This window comes from Spirochaetales bacterium, from assembly GCA_016930085.1.
Lineage (GTDB): Bacteria > Spirochaetota > Spirochaetia > SZUA-6 > JAFGRV01 > JAFGHO01.
In genome coordinates this window covers 1-24015 of sequence record JAFGHO010000085.1, presented here as the reverse complement: position 1 = coordinate 24015, position 24015 = coordinate 1, and the positions used below count along the sequence as shown (strand labels likewise).

15 protein-coding genes are annotated in these 24015 nt (G+C 47.7%); 7 read left to right on the top strand and 8 right to left on the bottom strand.

The window, feature by feature from the left end:
• Positions 1-13: 13 nt before the first annotated feature.
• Both JW881_14575 and JW881_14570 read right to left on the bottom strand, forming a co-directional pair.
• On the bottom strand, positions 14-1444 hold the full coding sequence (locus JW881_14575) for a sigma-54-dependent Fis family transcriptional regulator (protein ID MBN1698737.1): 1431 nt from the start codon (positions 1442-1444) through the stop codon (positions 14-16).
• Between the two features lie 351 nt (positions 1445-1795).
• Positions 1796-2965 carry a hypothetical protein gene (locus tag JW881_14570; protein MBN1698736.1) on the bottom strand — a complete coding sequence of 390 codons (1170 nt, stop codon included), beginning with the start codon at positions 2963-2965 and terminating at the stop codon, positions 1796-1798.
• Between the two features lie 439 nt (positions 2966-3404).
• On the opposite strand from JW881_14570, the gene nifA reads away from it, so the two are divergent.
• Complete coding sequence (nifA, locus tag JW881_14565) at positions 3405-4964, top strand: nif-specific transcriptional activator NifA (protein ID MBN1698735.1); 1560 nt, start codon at positions 3405-3407, stop codon at positions 4962-4964.
• Between the two features lie 185 nt (positions 4965-5149).
• The gene (locus JW881_14560; protein ID MBN1698734.1) at positions 5150-5860 is read left to right on the top strand and encodes a LamG domain-containing protein; all 711 of its coding nucleotides are present in this window, start codon (positions 5150-5152) and stop codon (positions 5858-5860) included.
• A gap of 245 nt (positions 5861-6105) precedes the next feature.
• On the opposite strand, the gene JW881_14555 is transcribed toward JW881_14560, so the two are convergent.
• Positions 6106-7872, bottom strand: a complete 1767-nt coding sequence (locus JW881_14555) for a Zn-dependent exopeptidase M28 (GenBank protein MBN1698733.1) — start codon at positions 7870-7872, stop codon at positions 6106-6108.
• 439 nt (positions 7873-8311) lie between these two features.
• On the opposite strand from JW881_14555, the gene aspS reads away from it, so the two are divergent.
• The 3 genes from aspS to JW881_14540 all read left to right on the top strand — a co-directional run bounded on the left by aspS (position 8312) and on the right by JW881_14540 (position 14528).
• Positions 8312-10090, top strand: a complete 1779-nt coding sequence (gene aspS / locus JW881_14550) for an aspartate--tRNA ligase (protein MBN1698732.1) — start codon at positions 8312-8314, stop codon at positions 10088-10090.
• 262 nt (positions 10091-10352) lie between these two features.
• Positions 10353-11777 (top strand): type I glutamate--ammonia ligase, encoded by a 1425-nt coding sequence (gene glnA / locus JW881_14545; protein MBN1698731.1) that lies wholly within the window; start codon positions 10353-10355, stop codon positions 11775-11777.
• Between the two features lie 123 nt (positions 11778-11900).
• Positions 11901-14528 carry a hypothetical protein gene (locus JW881_14540; protein ID MBN1698730.1) on the top strand — a complete coding sequence of 876 codons (2628 nt, stop codon included), beginning with the start codon at positions 11901-11903 and terminating at the stop codon, positions 14526-14528.
• 9 nt (positions 14529-14537) lie between these two features.
• Here JW881_14540 and JW881_14535 read toward each other — a convergent pair whose 3' ends face one another.
• The 4 genes from JW881_14535 to JW881_14520 form a co-directional block, all read right to left on the bottom strand.
• A complete protein-coding gene (locus tag JW881_14535) occupies positions 14538-15686 on the bottom strand; it encodes a hypothetical protein (protein MBN1698729.1) in 1149 nt (382 codons plus the stop codon).
• A 974-nt stretch (positions 15687-16660) separates the two neighbouring features.
• Positions 16661-17632, bottom strand: a complete 972-nt coding sequence (locus tag JW881_14530) for a hypothetical protein (protein MBN1698728.1) — start codon at positions 17630-17632, stop codon at positions 16661-16663.
• 258 nt (positions 17633-17890) lie between these two features.
• On the bottom strand, positions 17891-18268 hold the full coding sequence (locus JW881_14525) for a helix-turn-helix transcriptional regulator (protein MBN1698727.1): 378 nt from the start codon (positions 18266-18268) through the stop codon (positions 17891-17893).
• Positions 18238-20034: a response regulator gene (locus JW881_14520; protein ID MBN1698726.1), complete on the bottom strand. Its 1797-nt coding sequence runs from the start codon at positions 20032-20034 to the stop codon at positions 18238-18240. The genes JW881_14525 and JW881_14520 overlap by 31 nt, the downstream gene beginning before the upstream one ends.
• 234 nt (positions 20035-20268) lie before the next feature.
• On the opposite strand from JW881_14520, the gene JW881_14515 reads away from it, so the two are divergent.
• Both JW881_14515 and JW881_14510 read left to right on the top strand, forming a co-directional pair.
• The gene (locus tag JW881_14515) at positions 20269-21432 is read left to right on the top strand and encodes a hypothetical protein (protein MBN1698725.1); all 1164 of its coding nucleotides are present in this window, start codon (positions 20269-20271) and stop codon (positions 21430-21432) included.
• A 14-nt stretch (positions 21433-21446) separates the two neighbouring features.
• Positions 21447-22997 carry a hypothetical protein gene (locus JW881_14510; GenBank protein MBN1698724.1) on the top strand — a complete coding sequence of 517 codons (1551 nt, stop codon included), beginning with the start codon at positions 21447-21449 and terminating at the stop codon, positions 22995-22997.
• On the opposite strand, the gene JW881_14505 is transcribed toward JW881_14510, so the two are convergent.
• A partial coding sequence (locus JW881_14505; GenBank protein ID MBN1698723.1) for a PQQ-binding-like beta-propeller repeat protein occupies positions 22981-24015 on the bottom strand: 1035 nt, incomplete at its 5' end. The genes JW881_14510 and JW881_14505 overlap by 17 nt on opposite strands.

Below are 24015 nucleotides of genomic sequence, written 5' to 3'. Positions count from 1 at the left end.
CATCTCCGGTTCGTTAATTGTCGAGTCCGCCGGAATAATCCCGCTCTTTCTCTTCCTTTATGCGTCTGAGCATGGTTGCGGGTGAAATGCCGACAAGACGAGCGGCGGCGGTCATGTTCCCGTTTGTCTGTTTCATGGCCCGGTTGATGAGGTAACGTTCGACATCTTTCAGTTTCGGAAGTTTTCCGCTTATCGTGATTATACCGGTAACGGATTCATATGATTCAGGGGCGGGGGTCACTGTCCGGTCGCTTATATGATCACAGAACAGACCCACAGGAAGTATGGGTTCCTCATTGACGCTGACCGCATCAGTTACCATGGCTTCCAGTTCCCTGATATTACCCGGAAAGGGATATTTTTCGAGGAGAAAATAGAGTTGTTCCGGGATCTCCGGGACCTGTTTTCTCAATTGCGATGCCGCTTTTCCGACAAAATGACGCAGGAGGACGGGTATATCGCCTGACCGTTTACGGAGCGGGGGCAGCTTGATGTTGTGCGTCATCAAACGGTAATAAAGGTCTTTTCTGAAATTACCGGTAAGTTGTTTCTCATCCAGAGGGGTATTTGTCGCGAAAATCATTCTTGCGGTCGTTGTCCTTATCACATCAGAGCCGAGCATATAGTATTCGTTCTCCTGAAGAAGGCGAAGAAGTTTTATCTGGGAGGCCGGCTGCAGGTCCCCGATTTCATCGAGAAATATCGTTCCACCTGAAGCTTTTTCAATAAGACCTTTCCTTGTCTCGGAAGCGCCGGTAAAAGCGCCTTTTGTATGGCCGAAAATAGTGTCTGAGAACATCACTTCATCGAGACCGCTGATATTGACCGGTACAAAATTTCCGGTACGCCCGCTTGAGTAGTGGATGGCGCGGGCTATCAATTCCTTGCCCGTCCCGCTTTCACCCGTTATGAGGACGGGTTTGGGACTCGATGCGATCGCTTCAATGTACCTGAATATCCGTTTCATGGATTCGCTGTTTGTGATAATCCCGCTAAAGACGTGCGGATGATGTAATGTGGTCTCGAGTAATGAGGTGTTGAGTTTCTTTATATCCTGCTTTAATTCGTTTTCAGTAAAGGCATGCTTGATGCAGGTAACCAGCCTCATATCGTCGACAGGTTTTATGACATAATCGTATACACCGATTTTAAGGCATCTGGCTATTGACCCGATTTCCTCCGAAGCCGTGACAATGATGACCGGTATCTCCGGATACTCTTTTCTGATCAACGAAAGCAGATCATGACCGGATAAAAAGGGCATCATGAGATCGAGGATAATGAGTGAAACACGCTGTTTGCCAATGATATTCATTAACTTTCTGCTGTCGATGCATGTGATAACATTCGTTATACCGTTGTCGGCAAGAAGTGAACAATATGATTGACAGACATCTTTCTCATCGTCGACTATCAACAGAGGAAAGGGAGGATATATACTCATTGCCTTGTTAAAACTCCTGTCATAAAGAGTATGCTTATGCGGTGCCCCGGATGTGTATTGACGGCATGGCAGTCATGATAATAGTTTTCAATAACTCATGCAAGTGAAATTTCTTCTCATGTATTTTCAAGTGGATATCGTGTAGCGGATCGATAGGCAGCGCACACGCCCCCTTTTATCACTTTATTAATCCTGCATACTACGATCGGGGGCGTGTTTTTGCCATGTTTGAAAAGCCGTCAAATCATCATCATCGTATTCTCTTAAATAATAGTCTGTTGTTTATTATTTAAACTATACTTAACATTATATACCTTGCCGGCGTGTTGTTTCTGCCATAGTCAATGAGGACTAATAATCCATCGTTTTTAAATAAAACTCAACGTTACCTGTCGAATACTTATGCCCTTCTGCTGTTAAATTGCCATTATCCTCTCCATACACCAGGGCATCGCCGAGATAGTCGTCTTCGTCATACCATTTTTTACCGCCAAAAACACCGTTACTCACTGCTTTTTCATAACTGAACTTGATCCCGCCCCCGATTTTAGGACTGACCTCCGCCTGCAGTTCCAGGGTTATCTCCTTGAGGTCATGGAACCATGCATCCGCATCATCTTCCATATAAAAAATTCCAAACCTGTCTCCTGTTATGGAACTCCAGCGTAAACAGTAAATATCCTTCTGCCACCATGTATTTTCTTTATTAAAATCAGTCAGGTTTTTCGATACCAGAACCCTGCTCGTATCGCCCTTTTCATCACATGAATCCGCAAAAAGCATCCAGATTTCGGGACTGCCGAAAAACCATGGTTCGCTGTTATCCGACATTCTGGATTTAACGTGGTGGATTTCGTTTCCGGAATACAATAGATGCCGTCCTTCATAATGATTCTCTTGATGAAGACTGATTCGTTCATTGATCCCCAAAACGATAACAGGAAAATCCGGTTCGAGATCTGAAGAGAGTTCGATGATATGGCCCTCTCCGTCATAACCGGTGAGTGTCGCAATCCTGGTATCATCGATATCGTAACGGAGTGATGTGACGATTATTCCGTTGTACGGATCGGTTCTGTTTTCCCGGGGATCATGATAGTAGAGATTGAAATCAGGTATCGAACCGGTAATGGAGGATAACCTTTCATCGTGTGTCCCCCGTGATTTTTGCCGGTTCTCGTATTCTTCATCGAGAAGGTCGAAAAAGGTTTTATTTTGATGGTTCCGGGTGTAGTCACGTGAAAGCTTGACATCCTTGATTGTTTCAAACAATACATCATTGTCCCCGTCGAACATTTTGGCCGTTTCAGTGAGTATTACCTCCTGTATTTCCGGATGGCTGTTGATAACGACGGAGAATAACGGCGCGAGTACCGCCAAATTTTCCGTCACCTCAACTGCATATTCCCGTGAACCCCCCATATGTGGTTTTTCACTGTCTTCTCGCATAAACAGATACTCACAGGAAACGAAAATGAAGAGAGTAGTGATCGCAAACAAAACGGTTATCTTTTTTTTCATTTATTCCTCCTTTCTTTTTATCACAACTTTTCCCGGTCTGGGAAAAACTGTATTTTAATTGTGGGTTATACCGTTGCTCCTGAAAAAGCGGCATCGTAAAATTTATTAATGCAAAAGCTGTGCCATATGATTGGTCCGTCCTTATTTTACATCAGGATAAATAAATAATGAGTTGAGAGGGATTGTTTTGGAAATGGAAATCATCTGTACACGTTTCAATCTGAAATTTATCGTTTCAATATGATGTTTAGCGGATACGGTTAGTAGATCAAATTGTAAATTAATGATAGAAAAAGGATAACATTTTTAGTGATTCATATGCTGTCATGATTGATTTTATAGTGTGAAAAGAGATAGTCTATAGGCACCCCAAAAAAGCCGGTCATGATGTTGTCCCATATGGACAGAGAGGTTTGAATGGAGGATGAGAGGGAAAAGGATGGCGCAACCGGATAAAGAGACGGTACTGAAAAGAAAAATAAACGAGCTTACCCTCCTTTTTGAAATCAGTGAAACCCTGAATCAGAGTATCGACCTTCGGGATGTCATTAATCCCGTGTTTGAACTCATCGCCGATCATATGGGGATGCTTCGCGGAACGATTACCCTGCTGGACAGAAACACCGGTGAGATCTACATCGAAGAGGCCTACGGACTTTCGGTAAGCCAACAGCAGCGGGGAAGGTACCGTTTGGGAGAGGGCATTACCGGCCAGGTGGTTCAGACAGGAAAACCGATGGTCGTCCCCCGTCTTTCCGAGGAACCCCAGTTCCTCGACAGAACCGGGGCGCGCAAGGGAATCGATAAATCGAATATCGCCTTTATCTGTGTGCCCATCAAGATCGGGAAGGAAGCCGTTGGGGCACTCAGCGCCGACAGACTTTTCGATGAAAACATCACCCTTGAAGAGGATGTCCGGCTTCTTTCGATTATTGCATCCCTGATCGCTCGGGCCGTCCAGCTTCGTCAGTCGGCAATCGAAGAGAAAAAAAGACTCGTTGATGAAAACAAACGGCTTTTGGAAGAATTACAGGAGCGTTTCCAACCGCAGAATATCATCGGTAATTCACGTGAAATGCAGGATGTCTACAGCCTTGTGGCAAAGGTCTCCAAAAGCGATACATCGGTTCTTATTCGGGGTGAAAGCGGAACCGGCAAGGAACTGATCGCCCATGCAATCCATTACAACAGCCTTCGCGCGAAGCATCCCTTTATCAAGGTCAACTGTGCCGCCCTTCCAGACTCAGTCATCGAAAGCGAGCTTTTCGGCCATGAAAAAGGCGCTTTTACCGGTGCCGTTTCATCCCGTAAAGGCCGTTTTGAACTCGCGGATGGCGGCACGATTTTTTTGGATGAAATCGGTGATATTTCCGCGACGACCCAGATAAAACTCCTTCGGGTACTCCAGGAAAAAGAGTTCGAACGTGTCGGCGGCATGAGTACCATTAAAGTTAATGTGCGGATCATTGCCGCAACCAATAGGAACCTCGAAGAACTCATGAAACAGGGACGGTTCAGGGAAGACCTCTACTACAGAATCAATGTCTTTCCCATCCACATTCCCCCCCTGCGCGAGCGAAAGACCGATATCATCCTCCTTGCCGATCATTTTATAAAAAAATACGGCAGTACCAATAACAAGGAGATAAAACGAATATCGACTCCGGCAATCGATATGCTGATGGCCTACCATTGGCCGGGCAATGTTCGTGAACTCGAAAACTGTATCGAACGGGCCGTTATTCTGAGTGTGGACGGTGTCATTCACGGACACCACCTCCCGCCGTCTCTCCAGACCGCGGAGGCGAGTAACACAAGGCATTCGGGCAATTTGAAGGAGGCGGTTGAGAATTTCGAACGGGAGCTTATATGTGACGCACTCAAGTCAACGAGGGGAAATATGGCTGAAGCGGCGCGCAATCTCGGTATTACGGAACGGATTATGGGATTACGCGTTAAAGCCTTCGGAATAAACCCGAAGCGGTATAAAGGCGGCTGATAAGGGAAAATGTTTGTATCCGTGAACCAATTAACGGTTCCTGGTAAATAAACCGTATAAATTCCGCTTTTTTGGTGAAGGAACGGGCCGTATGGCCTTTTTTTATATTTTTGACTTGAAGAGAATATCAACTTTGGCTATTATTCACATACAATATAAAATAATTATGTTGAAGGAGGAGCAGTATGTTAAAAAAGTCATTTTTTTTATTTTCTATCTGCCTTGCCATCGTCCTGGCGGGATGCGTTTCAGGACCGGCCGGCGGGGAGAGTGCTCTTTTGGGAGAGTGGAAGTTTGACGAAGGTTCCGGTCTGGAAGCGGCCGATTCAAGCGGTAATAGCGTAAGCGCGGTACTCACCGAAGGAACGGAATGGACCGAAGGCAAATTCGGTTCATGTATTAAGATGAACGGCAAAGACAATTATGCCTGGATCGACGGTTCCTTTCACCTGACCTATTATACCATTTCATTGTGGTTCAGGGCGGAATTGCTTTTCAGAAATATGGATATCTTCTCCGCGTACGCGCCGGGCATCCAACACGGGATTCTTCTCGAAGTGAGAGACGACGGTACGCTTCGTTTCCTGCACCGTGTTCCGATAGGTGGATCGGGCGGCTCGGATCTTCGTACACAGGATACCTATAATGACAGCACATGGCACCATTGCGCCCTTGTCAAGACGGCTCAGGAGATGATCATTTACATCGACGGCGAGCCGAAGGCTTCGATGGCTGAAACAAGCGGTGATCCCGAAGAACCGTATGGTGTTCTTCTGGGCGCCCTCGATATCGAAAGAGAGCCCGACCGTTTTTACAAAGGCAGTATCGACGAACTCCGCATCTATAATACACCGATGTCGCCTGAAGAAATCATGAAACTCGCACAGGAAGAATAATTAATATAACGTGACTCCCGGATAACAATTGGATTTTTCGGGAAAATAACAGGGGCTGTTTTGAACGTGGTATAAAAACCGCTTTCAATCAGCCCCTTTTTTATTATAAAGCCTTTGGATTTGTGTTTTTTATTGGTATAAAATGTTTTTACCCTCGATATCGTGGGAAGGTGGTTTGTCTCTATGAGGTAATAATCGAGGCGATAATTTCTGCAATACGGGTGATGGGGTGATAATCGGGCGGATCAATTCATGAGGAGTCCGGCCAATACCGATAAACAGAGTTGTGCGTTCTTTTTCGCATACGGTATCGAGACCTTATCTATCGTATCATTAGGCGAATGGGCCGGACCATGCTCTTCACAATGTGTCATGATGGTCGCATACCCGGCATCACGAAAAGGAACATAATCGCTGGTACATGAAAAGACATTATGGGTTAACGTAAAATTGATATCATAAAGACTGTTGTTTGAAGCAAATAGCTCCGCCGCCCACGCGGAATCACTATTATACATTAAATCGAGAATATACCTTTCGTTCGGGTCATACCCCGAGGAATCGAGGTTGATATAAAGCGCGAAATCCGTTCCCTGTAGTACAGCATCGGCCACATAATTCCGGCTGCCCTGGCAGTTATGTTCCTCTTCATTCCAGAAAGCGAACACAACGGTGTGATTATATTGATATTGGACCAGAATCCTCGCTATCTCGCAAACCAGGGCTACACCGCAGCCATTGTCGGTGGCGCCGGGTGCGTCATTGATATCGGTTGAAATACTGTCGTAATGGGCGCCGATCATATATATCGAAGACGATTCACTGTTTTCCGGAGGAAGGGTCGCGATAATGTTTCTGTAATCTCCCCCCTGATATTCGACCTCCAGCCCCTGGAGGTGCTCCATTTTTTCAAATAAATATGTCGCGGCATTCTCGTTGCCGGATGTCCCATACACCCGTGTACCGAAATTCTGGAGATCGAGTATCGTCGAATATAGTTCCGTTTCATCGAATTGTGCGATCATGGCATGGATGCTTGCGGGTGCTATTGAAAAGGAAAATCCGGATGAACTCATGACATTATTTTTTTTCACGACACAATCCAGATGATAGGTTCCTGCGGAGAGACCGCTTCCGATGACGATACGATGCTCTGTTTCTCCTTTGAGTTCTTCACCGTCGAGATACCATTGGATTGAATCGACACTCTCTGAGGTCACGGCCGTTACCGTCATATCGGTTGATGGTTCGAGGACGGACTGCCGGCCGCTGAAGGTTATTTCGATCGGATTTTCAAGATTCGGGGTCAGTGATATGTCGATATTGCCGTATGCCTTGAAATCTTCCATATCAAGGGTAATACCGCCTTGTGTCGCGGATTCCTTGATAATTCTCACTGTCTCGACTGATCCCCAGATTATGGTATTGCCGTCATAAAGCTTGATACTCAACAGGTAATACCCTGCCTCCAGTGATTGATTTTCACCGTAACAGGATTGATAGGTTTCTTCGATATGGCAGGAAAAGTCCATTTCCTCACCGCTTACCGAAGACAAAGAGCAGGAAACAGAGGGTTGTTCAACGATATCAGGGGGCCACGAAATTTGAATTTCCAGGCTTCCTTCCCCTTCGAGGGGTTCGACGGTGATTTCCGCGGTTGTCGATCTGTTCGCCAGTATGGAAATTACCGCGGCGCCTGAAGCGATGATCATCTTTTCGCTATTTCGTGCATCGACGGTAATTGTCCACTCACCCTGAATAAGAGCCCGTTTTTCATATCTTCTTTCGGTAAAATCCGTTATCTCGAATGAAACGCCGTCGGGTCCCGAGCAATAGATATCGAACGTGGAAATTTCCATATCGATATCGGGTAGTATTGTTCTGGCGTCGACACGGTCCCCTTTTAGGTAAATGATCATCGTTCCGGTGTTACCGGCTTCGGCTTCGAATCCGCACATCGTCAGGAAACAAACGAGCGTGCATGATATTAATATCAGATCTATTTTTTTCATTCTTTACCTCACTCAAACGCCGGATTATCCGGAAGAGTAACCATACATTCAGTATGATTCCGGTTGAATACGATTCCACGCATGTTCTTATTAATTTGTGTTTCGCTTGAAATTAACAATCGTAAGATCGCATGCCACCTACAACGTGGATCTTTTTACAACTTTGCTTCTTATCTATAGTGGTTTCTTTAACGTTTATTTACTTTTAAAGATGGTAGGTGAAACAGAAGGGGCAGACAATATGCAAAAAGGCATGTTTTTCACTTTCGGAAAAAGGATGTTATACATTAATGTAGGAAATCTTTCAGCTTTGTCGACAGCAGGCCGGTCAATGCGATTAATCGTATTATAAATTCTTTACTTATAATGAATTATTCACATCTGTTATTGTTGATTTATATGGTATGCTTTTTGCTTCTATTTAGGTGAAGAGGTGTCTATGAATGAATACAGAACACACACATGTGGTGATTTACGGGTAATTGATATTGGAGTAAAAGCGACGTTGTCCGGTTGGTTGCATAACCGCCGCGATCACGGGGGTGTTCTTTTTATCGATCTCAGGGATCACTACGGAATTACCCAGATTGTCGTTTATCCCGATACCGGTTTTCTCGACGAGGTCGCCCATCTCAAAAAAGAAACGGTAGTCCGGTTCGAGGGAAAAGTTCGGCACAGGGATGAGGAAAACGTGAATCCGAAGATAGCCACCGGTGAGGTCGAACTGGCCGCCACATCATTCAGCGTACTTGGAACCTGTGATGAACTTCCTTTCAGCATCTATCCGGAAGAGCAGGTCCCCGAAGAATTGCGTCTTCGATACCGGTATCTCGACCTCAGACGAAGCGATGTACATGAAAATATCATGCTTCGTTCCCGTGTTGTTTCGAGCCTGCGGAGGAGAATGAATGACCTGGGTTTTAACGAGTTTCAGACACCCATTCTCACCGCTTCCAGTCCCGAAGGTGCGAGGGATTATCTTGTGCCCTCGCGGCTTCATCCCGGGAAATTTTACGCGCTGCCGCAAGCTCCGCAACAATATAAACAACTGCTCATGATTGCCGGATTCGACCGGTATTTCCAGATCGCTCCATGTTTCAGGGACGAGGATTCCAGGGCGACAAGATCACCTGGCGAGTTCTATCAGCTTGATATCGAGATGTCGTTCGTCAGCCAGGAGGATATCTTCAATGTGATCGAAACCGTCCTTGGAGGTTTGTTCAGTGAGTTTTCCGATTATGATGTGGAGGACCCGCCTTTTCCCCGGATTACCTGCCGGCAGTCGATGGTATCCTATGGTACCGATAAACCGGATTTAAGGGTGCCGATTAAAATAAGGGATGTCACCGGGATTTTCAGGGATTCCGAGTTTAATGCCTTCAGGCAGATCGTTGAAAAGGGGGGCGTGGTCCGGGCGATTCCGGTCAAGGCGGTTGTCGGGAGACCAAAGAGTTTTTTCGATAAAATGCTTCAATACGCGCAATCGATTGGTTCACACGGCCTCGCGTATCTTCTCTGGACGAATGATGGGGTGAAGGGTCCCATCGCAAAGGTACTTTCCGAAGGGCGGCTTTCGGAAATCGCTTCGTCATGCGACGCCGTTACCGGAGATGTTGTCTTTTTTGTCTGTCATACTGAGAAAAAAGCGAACAGCATCGCGGGCGATATCAGGGTAAAGCTTGGTGAAGAACTGAATATAATGGAAAATAACGCGTTCAGGTTTTGCTGGATTATCGATTATCCCCTGTACGAATGGGATGATGAAAAAAAATCGATTGTCTTTTCACATAATCCGTTCTCAATGCCTCAGGGCGGGCTCGAAGCACTTGAAACAAAAGATCCACTCTCGATTCTTGCGTATCAATATGATATCGTTTGTAATGGCGTGGAACTCTCGAGCGGTGCGATCAGGAATCACGATCCGGAGACGATGTACAGGGCGTTCGGTATCGCAGGCTACGATCGTACGGCCGTCGATACACAGTTCGGCGCGATGATAAGGGCGTTCAAATCCGGCGCTCCTCCGCACGGCGGTATCGCGCCGGGAATCGACAGGATAGTGATGCTGTTGGCCCGCCAGCCGAATATCCGTGAAGTGATCGCGTTTCCAATGAGTCAGAATGCCGAGGACTTGATGATGGATGCCCCCCGGGCCGTGAGAAAAAAACAACTCAAGGAACTCCACATCAAACACGATATTGTCAAGGAAATTAATTAATCCTACGAAAATGTCATACAAGTGGTAAATAAGATACAAGAATGTCGATATATAATGATAATGGTATCGGAAATATAAAAAATGGCGATACAATGAAGAGAAAATGAAAGGAAACCGGTCATATAAACCGGTCTTTTTTCATTCTGGAGAATCAATTTTATATTTTTTCGTACTGATATATAGGTACTTGATAAGTTGGAACAAATATTGCATTAATATCTATGAAAATCTTGAATTATTATTTTTAAGAAGGAGATAATGTATGGAAGGCATTACATCACCAAAGGACATTATAAGCCTTATCCAGAAGGAGCAGATTAAAGTCGTCGATCTCAGGTTTATGGATTTCCCCGGACTCTGGCAGCATTTTTCGATACCGGTGAGTGAGGTTGATGAAAGTATTTTCGAACAGGGACTCGGCTTTGACGGATCGAGCATCAGGGGGTGGCAGGCGATCAATGAATCCGATATGCTTGTCAAACCGCAGGCGCATACCGCGTTTATCGATCCCTTTTTCAGCCATAAAACTCTTGTGATGATCTGTAATATCTGTGATCCGATTACCGGAGAGGATTATACAAGAGATCCCCGGAATATTGCACGGAAAGCCGAGAATTATCTGAAGAGTTCGGGCATTGCCGATGTCGCCTATTTCGGGCCCGAGGCCGAGTTTTTCATTTTCGACGATATCCGGTTCGACCAGAACGAACATGAAGGCTACTATCATATCGATTCGGTCGAGGGCAGGTGGAATTCGGGAAAAGCGGAGGGTCCGAACCTCGGTTACAAACCGCGTTACAAGGAAGGTTATTTTCCCGTCCCGCCGACCGACAGCCTGCAGGATATCCGCAGCGAGATGATGCTTGTCATGGAAGAGGTCGGTGTCGAGATCGAATGTCAGCATCATGAAGTGGCAACAGGCGGTCAGGCTGAGATCGATATGCGGTTTGGTCCCCTTGTCCAGATGGCTGACAATTTGCTCAAGTACAAGTATGTGATAAAGAACGTGGCACGCCGCCACAATATGACCGTTACTTTCATGCCGAAGCCTCTCTTCAATGACAACGGCAGCGGGATGCATGTTCATATGTCTCTCTGGAAGGGGGGCAAGAACCTTTTCGCCGGCGATGGATACGGTGGGCTTTCGGAACTCGGGATTTACGCGATCGGCGGGATTTTAAAGCATGCCCCGGCCCTTTGCGCGATTACCAACCCCACGACAAACAGTTATAAACGGCTTGTACCGGGCTTTGAGGCACCGGTCAACCTCGCGTTGTCCGTACGGAACAGAAGCGCCGCTGTTCGAATTCCGATGTATTTTACCTCTGCAAAAGCGAAACGGTTCGAGTTCCGCTGTCCCGATCCGAGTTGTAATCCCTATCTCGCTTTCTCGGCAATGACCATGGCAGCTGTCGACGGCATTCTCAACAAAATCGATCCGGGATCGCCGCTCGATAAAAACATTTACGACCTCCCGCCGGAAGAACTCGCCAGGGTTCCGAAAACGCCTGGTTCGCTGAATGAATCGTTGAAGGCATTGGAAGAGGATCACGCGTTTCTCCTCAAGGGGGATGTGTTTACGCGGGATGTCATCGAAACTTGGATCGATTACAAGACACGACATGAAGTCGACGCACTGGCACTTCGTCCCCATCCTTGGGAGTTTGCCCTCTACTATGATATCTAACATGAAGACCGGGGGCCGCGTATGCGGCCCTTATTTCCAGCTTCCTCAATGCGGTCACAGGTTTCCGGGTAATACCGGAAACCTGTTTTTTTAAACCAGGTAAAAGAGACGGAGGCGACAATCATGGGAAAAAACGGCTATACCTTCAGTTCGGGACTTCCTTCACTCGACGGAATTCTCGACGGCGTGCTTGCCGGCGATAATGTGGTCTGGCAGGTCGACGACATCAGTGAGTTTCACCAATTTGTGGAACCGTATTATCGGTATATCGGGAAAGAAAGAAAAAAACTCGTATATTTCCGTTTTGCACAACACCCCCCCCTTATTCCGGATGATTTCGATGCACTGCGATACAATCTCGATCCGCAGACCGGATTCGAGAATTTTATCGTGAAAATATTGAGTGTCATCGAAGAGCAGGGAAAAGGGATTTATTATCTTTTCGACAGTCTCTCCGGCCTGGCGGTCGACTGGTACAGCGACAGAATGCTCGGAAACTTTTTTATGCTGACCTGCCCGTATCTTTTCGACTACGAGACCGTTACCTATTTTGTCCTGTTGCGGAATATGCATACAGCGCTTGCGATCAACGCGATTCACAACACCGCCCAGATCGTTATCGACGTGTACAGAAACAGGGAAACGACCTTTATTCTTCCTATAAAGGTATGGAAACGGTATTCGGAAACGATGTATATGCTACACAGGAGAGAGGGAGACGAGTTTACGCCGGTATTGAACAGCGCCGTCCTTTCGGAAATCCTCTCGACGATCAGGCAGCCCTGGATCGATTTTAATATCGACCGGAAAGACCCCTGGGCGGAAACCTTTCTTCAGGCGCAGCGGCTTGAAGAGGAAAATACTCATGATCCGGAAGCCCGTGTCCGCAAGGATAACGGCTTGAAGAAAAAATTGATCAAAATGTGCATGACCCGCGACGAAAACCTTTTTGCATTGTGTGACCGTTATCTGGAAATTTCAGACCTCATCTCGATCGGTAAACGGATGATCGGAACCGGACTGATCGGCGGGAAGTCGGTGGGAATGCTTTTGGCCCGCGCGATCCTCATGAAGCATCATGAAAAATGGCGGGACCTCCTCGAAACACACGATTCTTTTTTTATCGGATCGGATATATTTTATACGTACGTCATTCACAACAAGTGCTGGTGGGACCGTTACCGGCTCAGGAAATCGGAGAATTCCCTGAAACATGCAGGACTCATTAAGGAAAAGCTTCTTCACGGCGATTTTCCGCCGGATATCATCGAACAATTCAGGGAAATGCTCGCCTATTTCGGACAATCACCGATCATTGTCCGTTCGTCGAGTCTTCTCGAGGATGCCTATGGCAACGCCTTTTCCGGAAAATACGAAAGCGTTTTCTGTCCCAACCAGGGAAATCCCGAACAGCGGCTGAATCGGTTTATCACGGCCGTGAGAACGGTGTATGCCAGTACGATGAGTGAGGACGCGCTTTCGTACCGGATTCACCGGGGACTTTTCGACAGGGACGAGCAGATGGCCCTTCTGGTCCAGCGTGTTTCGGGAAGCTTTTACGATCACCTTTATTTCCCCCATATCGCCGGTGTGGGGTATTCGTTCAATCCGTATGTATGGAACTCACGGATCGATCCGGGTAAAGGTGTGTTGAGGCTTGTTTTCGGCCTCGGCACACGGGCGGTCGACAGACATGACGAGGATTATACACGCGTCGTCGCCCTTAACGCCCCGCTCCTGCGGCCGGAGACCAATTACGACGAAATGAGAAAATACACCCAACGGAATGTCGATATCCTCGACCTCAAGGAACACAAACACGATTCCCGTGATTTCGAATATGTCGTCAAATCGTCGGGATCGCTTCCCGTCCATATCTTCGCGTCGAAGGAAAGGGAAATGGAAGAACGGGCGAGGGAGCTTAATCTGAAAAACGTCTTTCCCTGGGTCCTCACTTTCGAAACCCTTCTGACAAAAACCCGCTTTGTCGCTGACATGGAGGAGATGCTTTCGGTCCTGGGCGTGGCGTATGAACACCCCGTCGATATCGAGTTTACGGTCAACTTTTTTACGGAAGACGATTACCGGATCAACCTTCTCCAGTGCAGGCCTTTTCAGGTATCGGGTGACGTTCAACAGGTCGATCTTCCCCGCAACATATCGGACTGCCAGATCATTCTCAAAACAAAGGGGCCGATAATCGGGCAGAACATGGTGAAGCCGCTGGATACGATCATCTACGTCAACCCGTCCACCTACGGCGTGATGTCGATGTCGGACAGATACAAAGTCGCGCGCGTCGTCGGAGAAGCGGCCAACCGGAAGGGTAAGGAGGGAAGCGTGATGCTCGTGGGTCCGGGGAGGTGGGGGACGACCATGCCCGCACTCGGGATTCCCGTCTCGTTTGCCGAAATCAGGAATGTTGCGGCCCTTTGCGAAGTCGTGAAAATGCACGAGGGACTCGTCCCGGATATCTCGCTGGGCACCCATTTTTTCAACGATCTCGTCGAGATGAATATCATCTATATCGCGATATTCCCGGAAAAGGAAGGGTACCTCCTTGACGAAAAGCTTCTCAAATGCGTCCCGAACGAAATCGGAAAACTGCTGCCCGATGCGGCCGCCTTGAAGGAAACGGTATTCGTCATTGATACGTCAGAGCTTTTCAGTGACTCCCGTGTGATTCTCCACGTCAATACCGTCAGGCAGGAAGGGGTGCTGTTTTCACAAAAAGGATGCGGCGGGGAGTAGCCGTTTACCCTATTCGTCGATATTCAACTTGTTGTTCGAATATATCGTCATCCTTCTCATCACATACGACTTCCCCGCTTCGATATCCCCCCCGCCGATTTCCATAAGGCGTTGTGTTATGAGATCGATTTTTTCATCGATTTCTTCCGGGGTGAAGAAGGGCAGCGCGTATTCGACTGTTTCTTCATTGGACGGGAATCCCCTCAAGGAATCCCCGACATCAGCTTCTCCGTTTTTCGCGTACTCGTTCAGGAAATAATAAGATCCATATCTGAAAGAATTGATGATTTTATTTTTATTGCTATTATAGGATGCCTGTTCGCCCCTCGAGTTGCAGCGCTCCGGTCCGCAGTCAAGTGCCGGATCGAAGAAATAAGTATTCATTTCTTCCATAGTATAATAACAGACCGATGGAGGTACCTCTCCGCCGACGGGTTGGAGGTACTGTGAATAAACATCGTCTGAATGGGGCATACTCATATCGAGCGATACGAACTCGGGGCGGCTGTGATCTCCTTCAAGATCAGTCGTTTCCGCTTTCACCGGGATATTGAGGGACTTGAGAAGAGCATAGTATATCCCGGTCGTGCCCCAGCACCCGGCCGTCAGGTGGGGACGCGGTTCGGGCGGATAGAGAATGCGGTCGATGGGCGGCGGCCCCGGATAATTATAAATGGAATGAATATCATCGTCCCTGCCGTAATGCACGAGATGCGAACGCATCCAGTCCGTCAGGGCATAGAGGGTGGAACGTTGAGACTCCCTGATGATGTTGTAATGTGAGAGGAAGCGGTAACAGACACGGGGATTCCATGCGGTAACCCTTCCCGTGACTTCGGTTGCGAACCTGTAGCCGTAAAAATCATATTTCATGAGACGGCGGACGTCGAGGAGGTATTCGAGTTCCCTCTCCGAAAAATCGACAAGGTTCCATGAGACGATCTCGTTCACATCGAGCCAGAGCGAATGGGCGACATGGGCGAGGTAGATGTTCCATGCGTCGGATTCATCGAGATAGATACCGTTCAATTCGGGCGGGTCATCAGGGAGGATCTCCCTGCCCGCTTCCAGATCTTCGATCATGGAAAAGAGTCGATCCCTTTGATTCCAGGTCCACTGGTCGTAATTCCGAGGCAGCGAATGTTCGATCCAGACCATATTGCCGGCGATTTTTGAAACCGAAAGGGATAGATTAAAAGAAATTTATAAGGTATATAAGGGAATTGACTATAAAATACCCTGTAAAATTTATGATGATCTCAATGTATTATGTAAAATAAGGGATTGCAATGTGAACGCATTGGGAATATTAGAATATTTAAAAAAAACAAAAAGAACTTGAGAAATTACCAAAGAGAAAAAAATGGCTTACTTTGAGAACAAGTAGATTTTTTTCTCATTGGAGTTATCTAGTTGTCGAAATAGAACACCTTATCAATCTGATTAAAGAACTGGAAGACTGGCTCGAAAAGACTTTTATCTCGTTGGGATTCGGACCAAAAAATCCTCTTATAATCAAATGACAGAATACGATATTTTGCTTTAAAATAACGACATGATTACTTCATATTTAACTAATTTCTATCAATCAAAGGTAACGTCTCTTCAATATCCGAAGCTATTACCACATTTCTTTGCATTGAAATAAAATCCGTAAAATCCGCGTAATCCGATGTTCATTTTCTCTTTTTATGATAAGATAAAAAAAACATCGGATTTAGCGGATTACACGGATTATAATATGTTTTGATATAGGTAAGGTAATCAATGAATATCTCACAGAGGTCACAAAGCACACGAAGGTTATAAAATAATACAATCAATTAACTTATTATATTGCATATTTGATAAATAATATTGATATTATATACTCAATCAAAAAAATATCTCTGTGCGCCCCGTGAACTCTGTGAGAAATATTCTTAATGAAAATTCTGATAGAAATTTTATGAAATATAAATAAAGTAATTATTCAACAGGAACTAAATAATTATAGGAATCATAGTGATGGCTTTATAGGTTTCATCCGCGTCATCCGATATTCATTTTTTATTTTTGACGATATAACGTGAGATGAGGAATAAAAAGGCCCCGGCAGGCATTCTCCCGCCGGGGCCGTGTCGTCCGTTTCGTCAATCCTTTGGACCGCATATGAATTGTTCGATGCAGTTTTCGATCATATCGGCTCCCAGGATCAGGGAATATGGATCGCTGTCGATCTCGTCGTGGTCGACATTCTGTTTGATATTCGTTATCACATAGGTGGACCCCGCGTATGAACCGAGGAAACTGTACCCCCGCCACAAGCTGTCGTGACGCTGATAGGTATTGTAAATACCGAGTTGCGCGTATTGGCGTCTTGCGGGGTTGATGTAGTTTGTCCAGTTGGGCCAGAACCTGAGGTTGTAATAATATCCGGGGGATCCCATCATCGCGTCGAAATAAACGTAATCGTACCATTTGGCGTAATCTCCCGAATCACCCGGGGCGCCGGGTTCGTGCGCGTCAAAGAGGACGACCCCCACCTTGAAGAAGTTCTGCAGACCGATATAGCGGGATTTCGAATAATAGCACCGGTACAGGGACCGGTATAACATGGCGGCGCCTATACTCTTCCCGACCAGAAGCACGCATTGCGAGCCCTGATTTATCCCGTAGTTATTGATCCACCAGTTTTTCCAGTACATGATTTCCTTTTCCGCGTCCGAGGGTTCTGATGTGAAAAGATTATGGGGCATATATGTGCCGACCAGCCCGAGTATCCCGCTTGAACGGTTCATGCCGGCGGTAAACATATATTTGACCCCTTCCGAATTCGCCGCCCCGTCCCGGATAATCGCCGTTATGTACCTGCCGCCCGCGGGAACCCCCCTGGTATCTTCCCGGGTTGCCGCCGGATTTATGAAAATTGCCCTGGTGATACCGTTTTCGATATCGCTGTCTGTTAATTCTCCGATCTTTACCGGTACTCCGTCATATTCGACGATTTCTCCTTCATCGGGAACAGGTTCCTTCTCTTTTACCTCCAGGCCGGGTCCGTTGCAGGAAAACATGAGGATGAGCCCCATACAGGCTAAAAAGACATTACTCAAGAGTTTTTTCATTTTCTTCCTCCATATATAATATATTGTTTATACAAACGAGGAAATTGTTCGGGGCAAGACCGGAGGTGCCGGATTCCCCGACTTTCCCGCTTAGTATACCGGCAAAACGTATACTAATATGAACCGCAGCGCAATGATCAATCCGGGTAGTTTTTGATAATCAATGCGGGTACCCGATATTGACAGAAAAAAAGCTTCCGCCGTACCTGCCGGGACTCCCGTTCGCTATATTAAAAAGTGGAAGCCTGCTGAATATGTTCAGGGTTTTTTAAATAAATTCAAAAGTTCGACCCTGTTCTGAACCCCGCATTTCTCATAAATGTTTCTGATATGTTTTTTGACCGTATTTACGGAAATCGACATGGCCGCGCCGATCTCTTTTGTTTCTTTTCCGTCAAGGAGGAACATGATCAATTCACGTTCCCTCTGTGAAAGCCCGTATCGGGTGAGTCCGGCATCGAGCCGATGATAAGCGTCGTTCCCGTCACCGGGAGATGAAAGTGATGAAAGGGCGGACAGTATCCGTTTTTCCATACTCCGCTTCTGCTCCTCCTTGAAGGCCCGGCGGTTCGAGAGAATCGTCTTTATTTTTACCTTGAGTTCGGTCAGGGAAAACGGTTTGCCGATATAATCCACGGCCCCCGGGCCAGGCCGTTTAAACGCTCTTCCTCCGCTGTCCTGGCACTCAGGAAAATGAAGGGAACGGAACGATAGTCTTCTTTTTTGTGCAGTTCCCGCAGGAACTCATAGCCGTCCATTTCATCCATCATCACATCGGAAATGATAAGTTGTACAACGGGAATGTGCATGATTTTTTCCAGGGCGGCCTTGCCGTCTGCGGCATAAAAAACATTATAGAAGTCCTTGAGTTGATCGACCAGGAATGAGAGAAGCTGTATATTATCTTCGACGATCAGAATGTTCTCGTGTTCTTTATTGTAGGGCAGATGATCGAGTTTGACGGTCCGCGGAGGTACCATGATATCGGCCGCGGGCGGAAGGTCCTCCGCCGATTCGGTCAGTGGACCTGTCGTGGAGGGGAGGGTAACTTCGAAATCCGTGCCCCGCCCCGGCAGACTGTTGCATACGATACTTCCGTGGGCGGCATCGAGGATCAATTTGACGATGCTCAATCCCATCCCCATGCCCTGGATATTCTTTTTTTTGTGTTCTATCTGAAAATAGGGTTCGAAAATCCTTGATTGATATCGCGGATCGATCCCCTCTCCGGTATCGCTGACGGTAAAGTTCAACCGGTCACCGGCGCGCTTCAGGCTGACCCGGATTTCTCCCCCGGGTTCCGTGTAACGCACGGCATTTCCCACCAGATTATTGATTATCCTGATCCATGCGTCCGGATCGATCCCCCCGAAACAACCGTCCTGGATCGAGGAGTGCAGGACGAGTTGTTTCTGTTTCGCCGCGTGGCCGAAGATTTCAAGCTGCCGCTCGAGGAGTGCGCTGCAATCGGCACCGAGGGAATGGTCGTAAAAAAAACCCGGCTTCTCGAGTTTTTTCAGATCGAAGAAGTTGATGACATCCGTCTGTAGTTTGTCCAGATTGTACTTGATGGTTTCCAACTCCGGCGACGAGGTGTGTTCCGCGAGGTACTGACGGAAGTAATTGGTGATCAGGGTGACCGGTGTTTTGATTTCATGGGCGATATTGATGAAAAAGGCGTCCTTCTTTTTCTGTTCCTCTTCGAGCTGTTTCGTCCTTTGTTTGACCTTTTCGGACAGATTGTTTTTCAGTTCGAAAAGGTCGTTATGCTCCCGGTTGAATTTTTCCGCGTACGCGTAGGCGATACTAAGGGTGAGGAGCAGAAAAAAAATACGGGTTATTCCGGCGGGCATCGAGAGTCCCGAGAAAAGAAAGACGATATTGATGCAGAGGAAGAGGTCGAGTATGATATAACCGCTATTGATGATCTTGTCGATTCTGAATTGGCGCCCCTTTTTTCTGAACTGACGTCCGACCACCGGAAGTAATGCAAAGGTGAAATAAAGCAGATGAATCATGATGAATCCGTATATCAATGTAATAAACAGGGTATTGTGCCATACGAGAAAGGAGACGTAACAGACGACACCGCATACGATGCTGCCCACTTTATATATTTGAATGAATCTTTTCATGTGGTCCATATCCAGAAAACACCGTCCCATAAACAGGAAGGTATGGCCGAGTAAAAGGAGACTCGAACTGAAGCCGATCAGGTAGATGTTCTCGCTGTACCCCGGCAGATATTTATATACCGAAAACCAGAAGAGGATGACCATATAATTCAGGCAAAACAGGGCAAATGCCAGATTGCCTTTGTCCTTTTTTCTACCGATAAAGATAATCAGGTGATAGACGGCCAGGGCCGTATAAAATCCGATAAAAAACAAGGCAGATTCCATGATCGGGCGGGTTCCTTTCAGAAAAAGGCGGTATTGCCGAACCTTTCCTGTGCATATCGGTTCAACAGCCACGATATTATCCGGCTTTTTCCGATTTTCGACAATACATTTTGATGAGTTTTGAGGGAAAAAAATATTCCCGGCAGATGCAATCTACATGCGCAAAATCTTTTCGATTGACAAAATATGAGACGCCTGATAGCATGTGTTTACTATAGAATTTATTTACCTGCAATGAAAAGAAAGCGTGTTTTTTTAAAAACAGTGATCGTCTTCGTATTCCTGCACGGTGCCGCATTTCCGGCGGCGGCCGGGACATTCGAGGAGCCGGTAAAACAGTCAGTCTATTTTATCCCGATTCACCAATGCCTCGAGGACGAAGAGTACGGTTATCTCGCGCCCCGCATATATTCGATATTCTCCATCAATCTGAAAAATCAGGCTGCCATCGACCTGATGACACCGGAAACAGCCGCCTCTCCATTAACCCTCGCCGATTATGATCTCGATGGACTCATCGACGCCCTTGGGGATGCGCTGCATATCGATGCCTGCATCGTCGGCGATTATTATGTTTCCGGGGAAACCCTCCACATCTCGATTACCGTCGTCGACGTGTTATCCGGAAGAATAAAAAACTGCTATATCGAACGGCTGCCCGCGGATCTCGACATGATCGCGGGAATAGAGGAAATAAGCAGGCGGATCGCCTTTGAAATCGCCCGCGATCTTCCCGCCTTGAGCCGCGAGGCCCTCGTTCAGAAACACATTAATAGCCGGTTGAGAAAAAAGATCGATGCGGAAGAAAAACTCCTTGATGAAATCGGGCACAGGCGCCATGAAATCCAGGCGGCCGTCTTTAGCGGTATTCATACGGGGAGGACAGTCGTCTCATGGAGCAACACCCGTCCGCTTTTGTCCCCGCCGCTTTATTTCGAATACAGCCGTTACTTTGACAATTTCCTTCACGTACGCGCCGCCATGGAATACCTTCCCTTCGACCTGATGACAAACGATGCCGGCAAATACGAACTGGGGCTGGGGCTTTTATTCGGTTTCCATACCGAATCCCTGTTTTCTTTCAGTTTTGACGCGGGTCTGTCATTGACGTACGACGATAATGAAGGGAGTACCGCTCTCTCGGACGAAAAAGACGCCGCCGAACATGTTATGCGATATTCTCTCTCGATTCCGCTCCAGCTCGGGATTTCATGGTACCTCCAACCGTCGTTTTTTCTTCATATCCGGCTTCGATGGTTCGGCCTGACATATACTTTCGAACAATTATCTCCGCACGATTACGATTACGGCGGCAGGACATTACTGTACTCGAACGGGTTCTCACCCTTTTCATTTCTCTGTATGTCGCTGGCCGTTCATGCCGGGATGCGGTTTTAACGGAGAAAGACGGAATGGCGGTATCTGCATCACCCCACAACCTGACCGATATTCTTTTAACGGCTGTTATACTTTCAGCCGCGCTTCCCGTATGCGCGCAGGAACAACCGGTCGCCGCGGTCATGGATTTTTCCCGTAACGGTATCATGAAAGACGAGATGACCGTCCTGAGGGACATTTTGATCTTCAACCTCATCGAAACCGGCGAGGTGATCGTTGTCGGAAGAATGGAAGGGAACAAACTCCTCCGGGCGGCGGGGTATTCGAACGCCTTTCTTTCCGATGAAGGGAACGTGAAGGAAATCGGAAAGAAACTATACGCCGATTATATTGTCGGCCTGATGTTAGACAGGGATAAAAACGGTTACACGCTCGACGTCAGGGTGTTCGACGCCGCTTACCCGCATCTGCTCGGATCGGCCCGCTACACAAAGCCGCGTGTCGATGATTTCATGAAACAAAGCCGCGCCATCGCGGCGGATCTGCTGCGGTTTATTCCCAAAGAAACCTACCGTGAATCAGTGTCCGATCTCGTCCTCGAATCATTGAGCCCCGTTGTCGTCAAGGAACGCCTTCTCGTTGTCCTTCCAAAACAAGCGGAGACGGAAGAACAGGCGGCATGCAAGGAAGCCCTTCTTCTTGTGATACGGCGGCTTCTCTCCCACGACCGCTTCGTCCCTTTCGTTGCGGAAATCGATTACGATGAAACGCATATCGGCGCGGAGGCGATCGGCCCCATGATCGTGAAGAAAAACTGTCATTATTGCGCGCTTATCCGGGAAAAAAGCGGCGCGCTTTGTTTTTCAGTCTTCGACGAGTCATGCAATGAGCGATTGGCGGCCGCAATCGGCGGGCGTCCCGATCCCGACGCCGCCGCTTTGGAAATGATCGCGGCGCTTGAAGACCGGCTGCCCCTTCTTTCCCAGGAGACCGTCATCCGTGAAGTGAAAAAAAACATCCTGTTCGAACAAAAGGTCGAAGGGCTGCTTTTTTCCGAACGGCTGTTCTCGAAGAAGTTTTCGTTTTCACTGCACCAGTCGTTGTTCACATCGGTCTTTGTCTATTACTATATTCCGAATATCAATATTTTCTCTCTTTCGCTCGATTGTTACTGGTATTACGAAAGAATGTTCGGCGTCGGGGCGGGGTACGGCGTTTCGCTGGTGTATCCGGCGACATTCGAAAGCGGCCTGATTCATCATCCCCTCGTTCAGACACATGAAATAAGGCTGGTGCCGTTTTCTTTCAGGACAGGGGGGAAGCTGGGCTTTCTCGTCAATCTCATGACCGGCCTCACCTTCCAGAACGCCTTCGATATCATCCGGCTCGCGGGAGACGGTGATTTTGAACTCGATAGCGAACACCTCATCTGTTTCGCCAAAACGGGGATCGGGTTGGGGATTTCGTTCAACACGAGTGAATCCTTCGCGATCTCGTGGGGGGGGCTGTCCTTTCATTACGCGATACCGGTCGCGGGTTTTACGGAAAACAACATCGCCGCGCTCGAGGAGATCAATCCCTTTTCCATCGATATCGGCGGGCTCGGATTTATCTACCGGTTTTGACGATCGAATATACCCGCCCGCCGTTCGAAACAAGACAGACGCCGCCTTCACAGAAAAACGGGGGGGTGTAGAACGCCGTCCCGTCGCCGACAGCGACGTTGTCTTTGACGGCGCGGTCTTCGATATCGTAGATGAGAAGTTCGCCCGAGTCCGTTCCGATATAGAGGATGCCTTCATGCACGAGCGGCCGGAGGTTCCGCTGGGCCTTCGATGAGAGGGCGGCGGAAAATACGGTTGCGATCGTTTCCGGTCTCATCGAGGCGGTATCGAGGCGGAAGAGCCCGCCGTCAGTATATAATCCGAATAATGAGCCGTTATACGAAACAAGGTCTGTGACCATCCGGCCGTCGAGGATCCATTGCCCCGTTTTTTTCCCGTCGGCATTGATAGAGACGACGGAAGGCCGGCCGTTTTCGAGCACATAGATATACAGGGCGCCGCCCGAAAGCGTCATATTCGAATATGAGTTTCCCCCGATGGCATGTTTCCAGCGTACGTTCCCCTTTTCATCCAGAGAAGCGACGTAGTTGCCGTAGAATGAACCGACGAACAACCCGCCGCCGTTTATGACCGGGGAAAGGGGGAAGAGTTCGGCGTACAATTTCACGGGGGAAGGCCGCGGGGAGGATGTGTCGAGGATGTAGTAACCGTAATTCGAAACCGGTATGTAGAGGACGCCTTCTCTTGAAACCGGGTAATAGTTGTCATCGACGATGCCGTCTTTCTCCATGGGGATGCTCGATTCGACGGTAAGGCGGCCGCGGTCGACGAGGTATATCTGTTGCGTGGATATGGCGCAGATATAGTTGCCCGCTGCGACCGGTCCGATCCTGAAAGACTCCCGGCCGCCGAGCCGCAGCACTTCCCGGATACGGCCGTCTCCGACGGAAAAGAGTTTTTTCTCGGAGACGATGTATGTTTTCTCCGCATCTGAAGCTGCGGCAAAAAAATGAATCCGGTTATCCGAAGCGTACGACGCTTCGCCGATGTCCCATTTTACCGTTATCTCGTAATCGGG

Bases quoted from the DNA above. Each gene is read 5' to 3' on its own strand.
- JW881_14520 (MBN1698726.1), bottom strand. From the start codon at position 20,034: ATGGAATCTGCCTTGTTTTTTATCGGATTTTATACGGCCCTGGCCGTC.
- JW881_14570 (MBN1698736.1), bottom strand. From the start codon at position 2,965: ATGAAAAAAAAGATAACCGTTTTGTTTGCGATCACTACTCTCTTCATT.
- JW881_14555 (MBN1698733.1), bottom strand. From the start codon at position 7,872: ATGAAAAAAATAGATCTGATATTAATATCATGCACGCTCGTTTGTTTC.
- JW881_14530 (MBN1698728.1), bottom strand. From the start codon at position 17,632: ATGAAAAAACTCTTGAGTAATGTCTTTTTAGCCTGTATGGGGCTCATC.
- JW881_14515 (MBN1698725.1), top strand. From the start codon at position 20,269: ATGAAAAGAAAGCGTGTTTTTTTAAAAACAGTGATCGTCTTCGTATTC.
- JW881_14540 (MBN1698730.1), top strand. From the start codon at position 11,901: ATGGGAAAAAACGGCTATACCTTCAGTTCGGGACTTCCTTCACTCGAC.
- aspS (MBN1698732.1), top strand. From the start codon at position 8,312: ATGAATGAATACAGAACACACACATGTGGTGATTTACGGGTAATTGAT.
- JW881_14575 (MBN1698737.1), bottom strand. From the start codon at position 1,444: ATGAGTATATATCCTCCCTTTCCTCTGTTGATAGTCGACGATGAGAAA.
- JW881_14560 (MBN1698734.1), top strand. From the start codon at position 5,150: ATGTTAAAAAAGTCATTTTTTTTATTTTCTATCTGCCTTGCCATCGTC.
- glnA (MBN1698731.1), top strand. From the start codon at position 10,353: ATGGAAGGCATTACATCACCAAAGGACATTATAAGCCTTATCCAGAAG.
- JW881_14510 (MBN1698724.1), top strand. From the start codon at position 21,447: ATGGCGGTATCTGCATCACCCCACAACCTGACCGATATTCTTTTAACG.
- JW881_14535 (MBN1698729.1), bottom strand. From the start codon at position 15,686: ATGGTCTGGATCGAACATTCGCTGCCTCGGAATTACGACCAGTGGACC.
- nifA (MBN1698735.1), top strand. From the start codon at position 3,405: ATGGCGCAACCGGATAAAGAGACGGTACTGAAAAGAAAAATAAACGAG.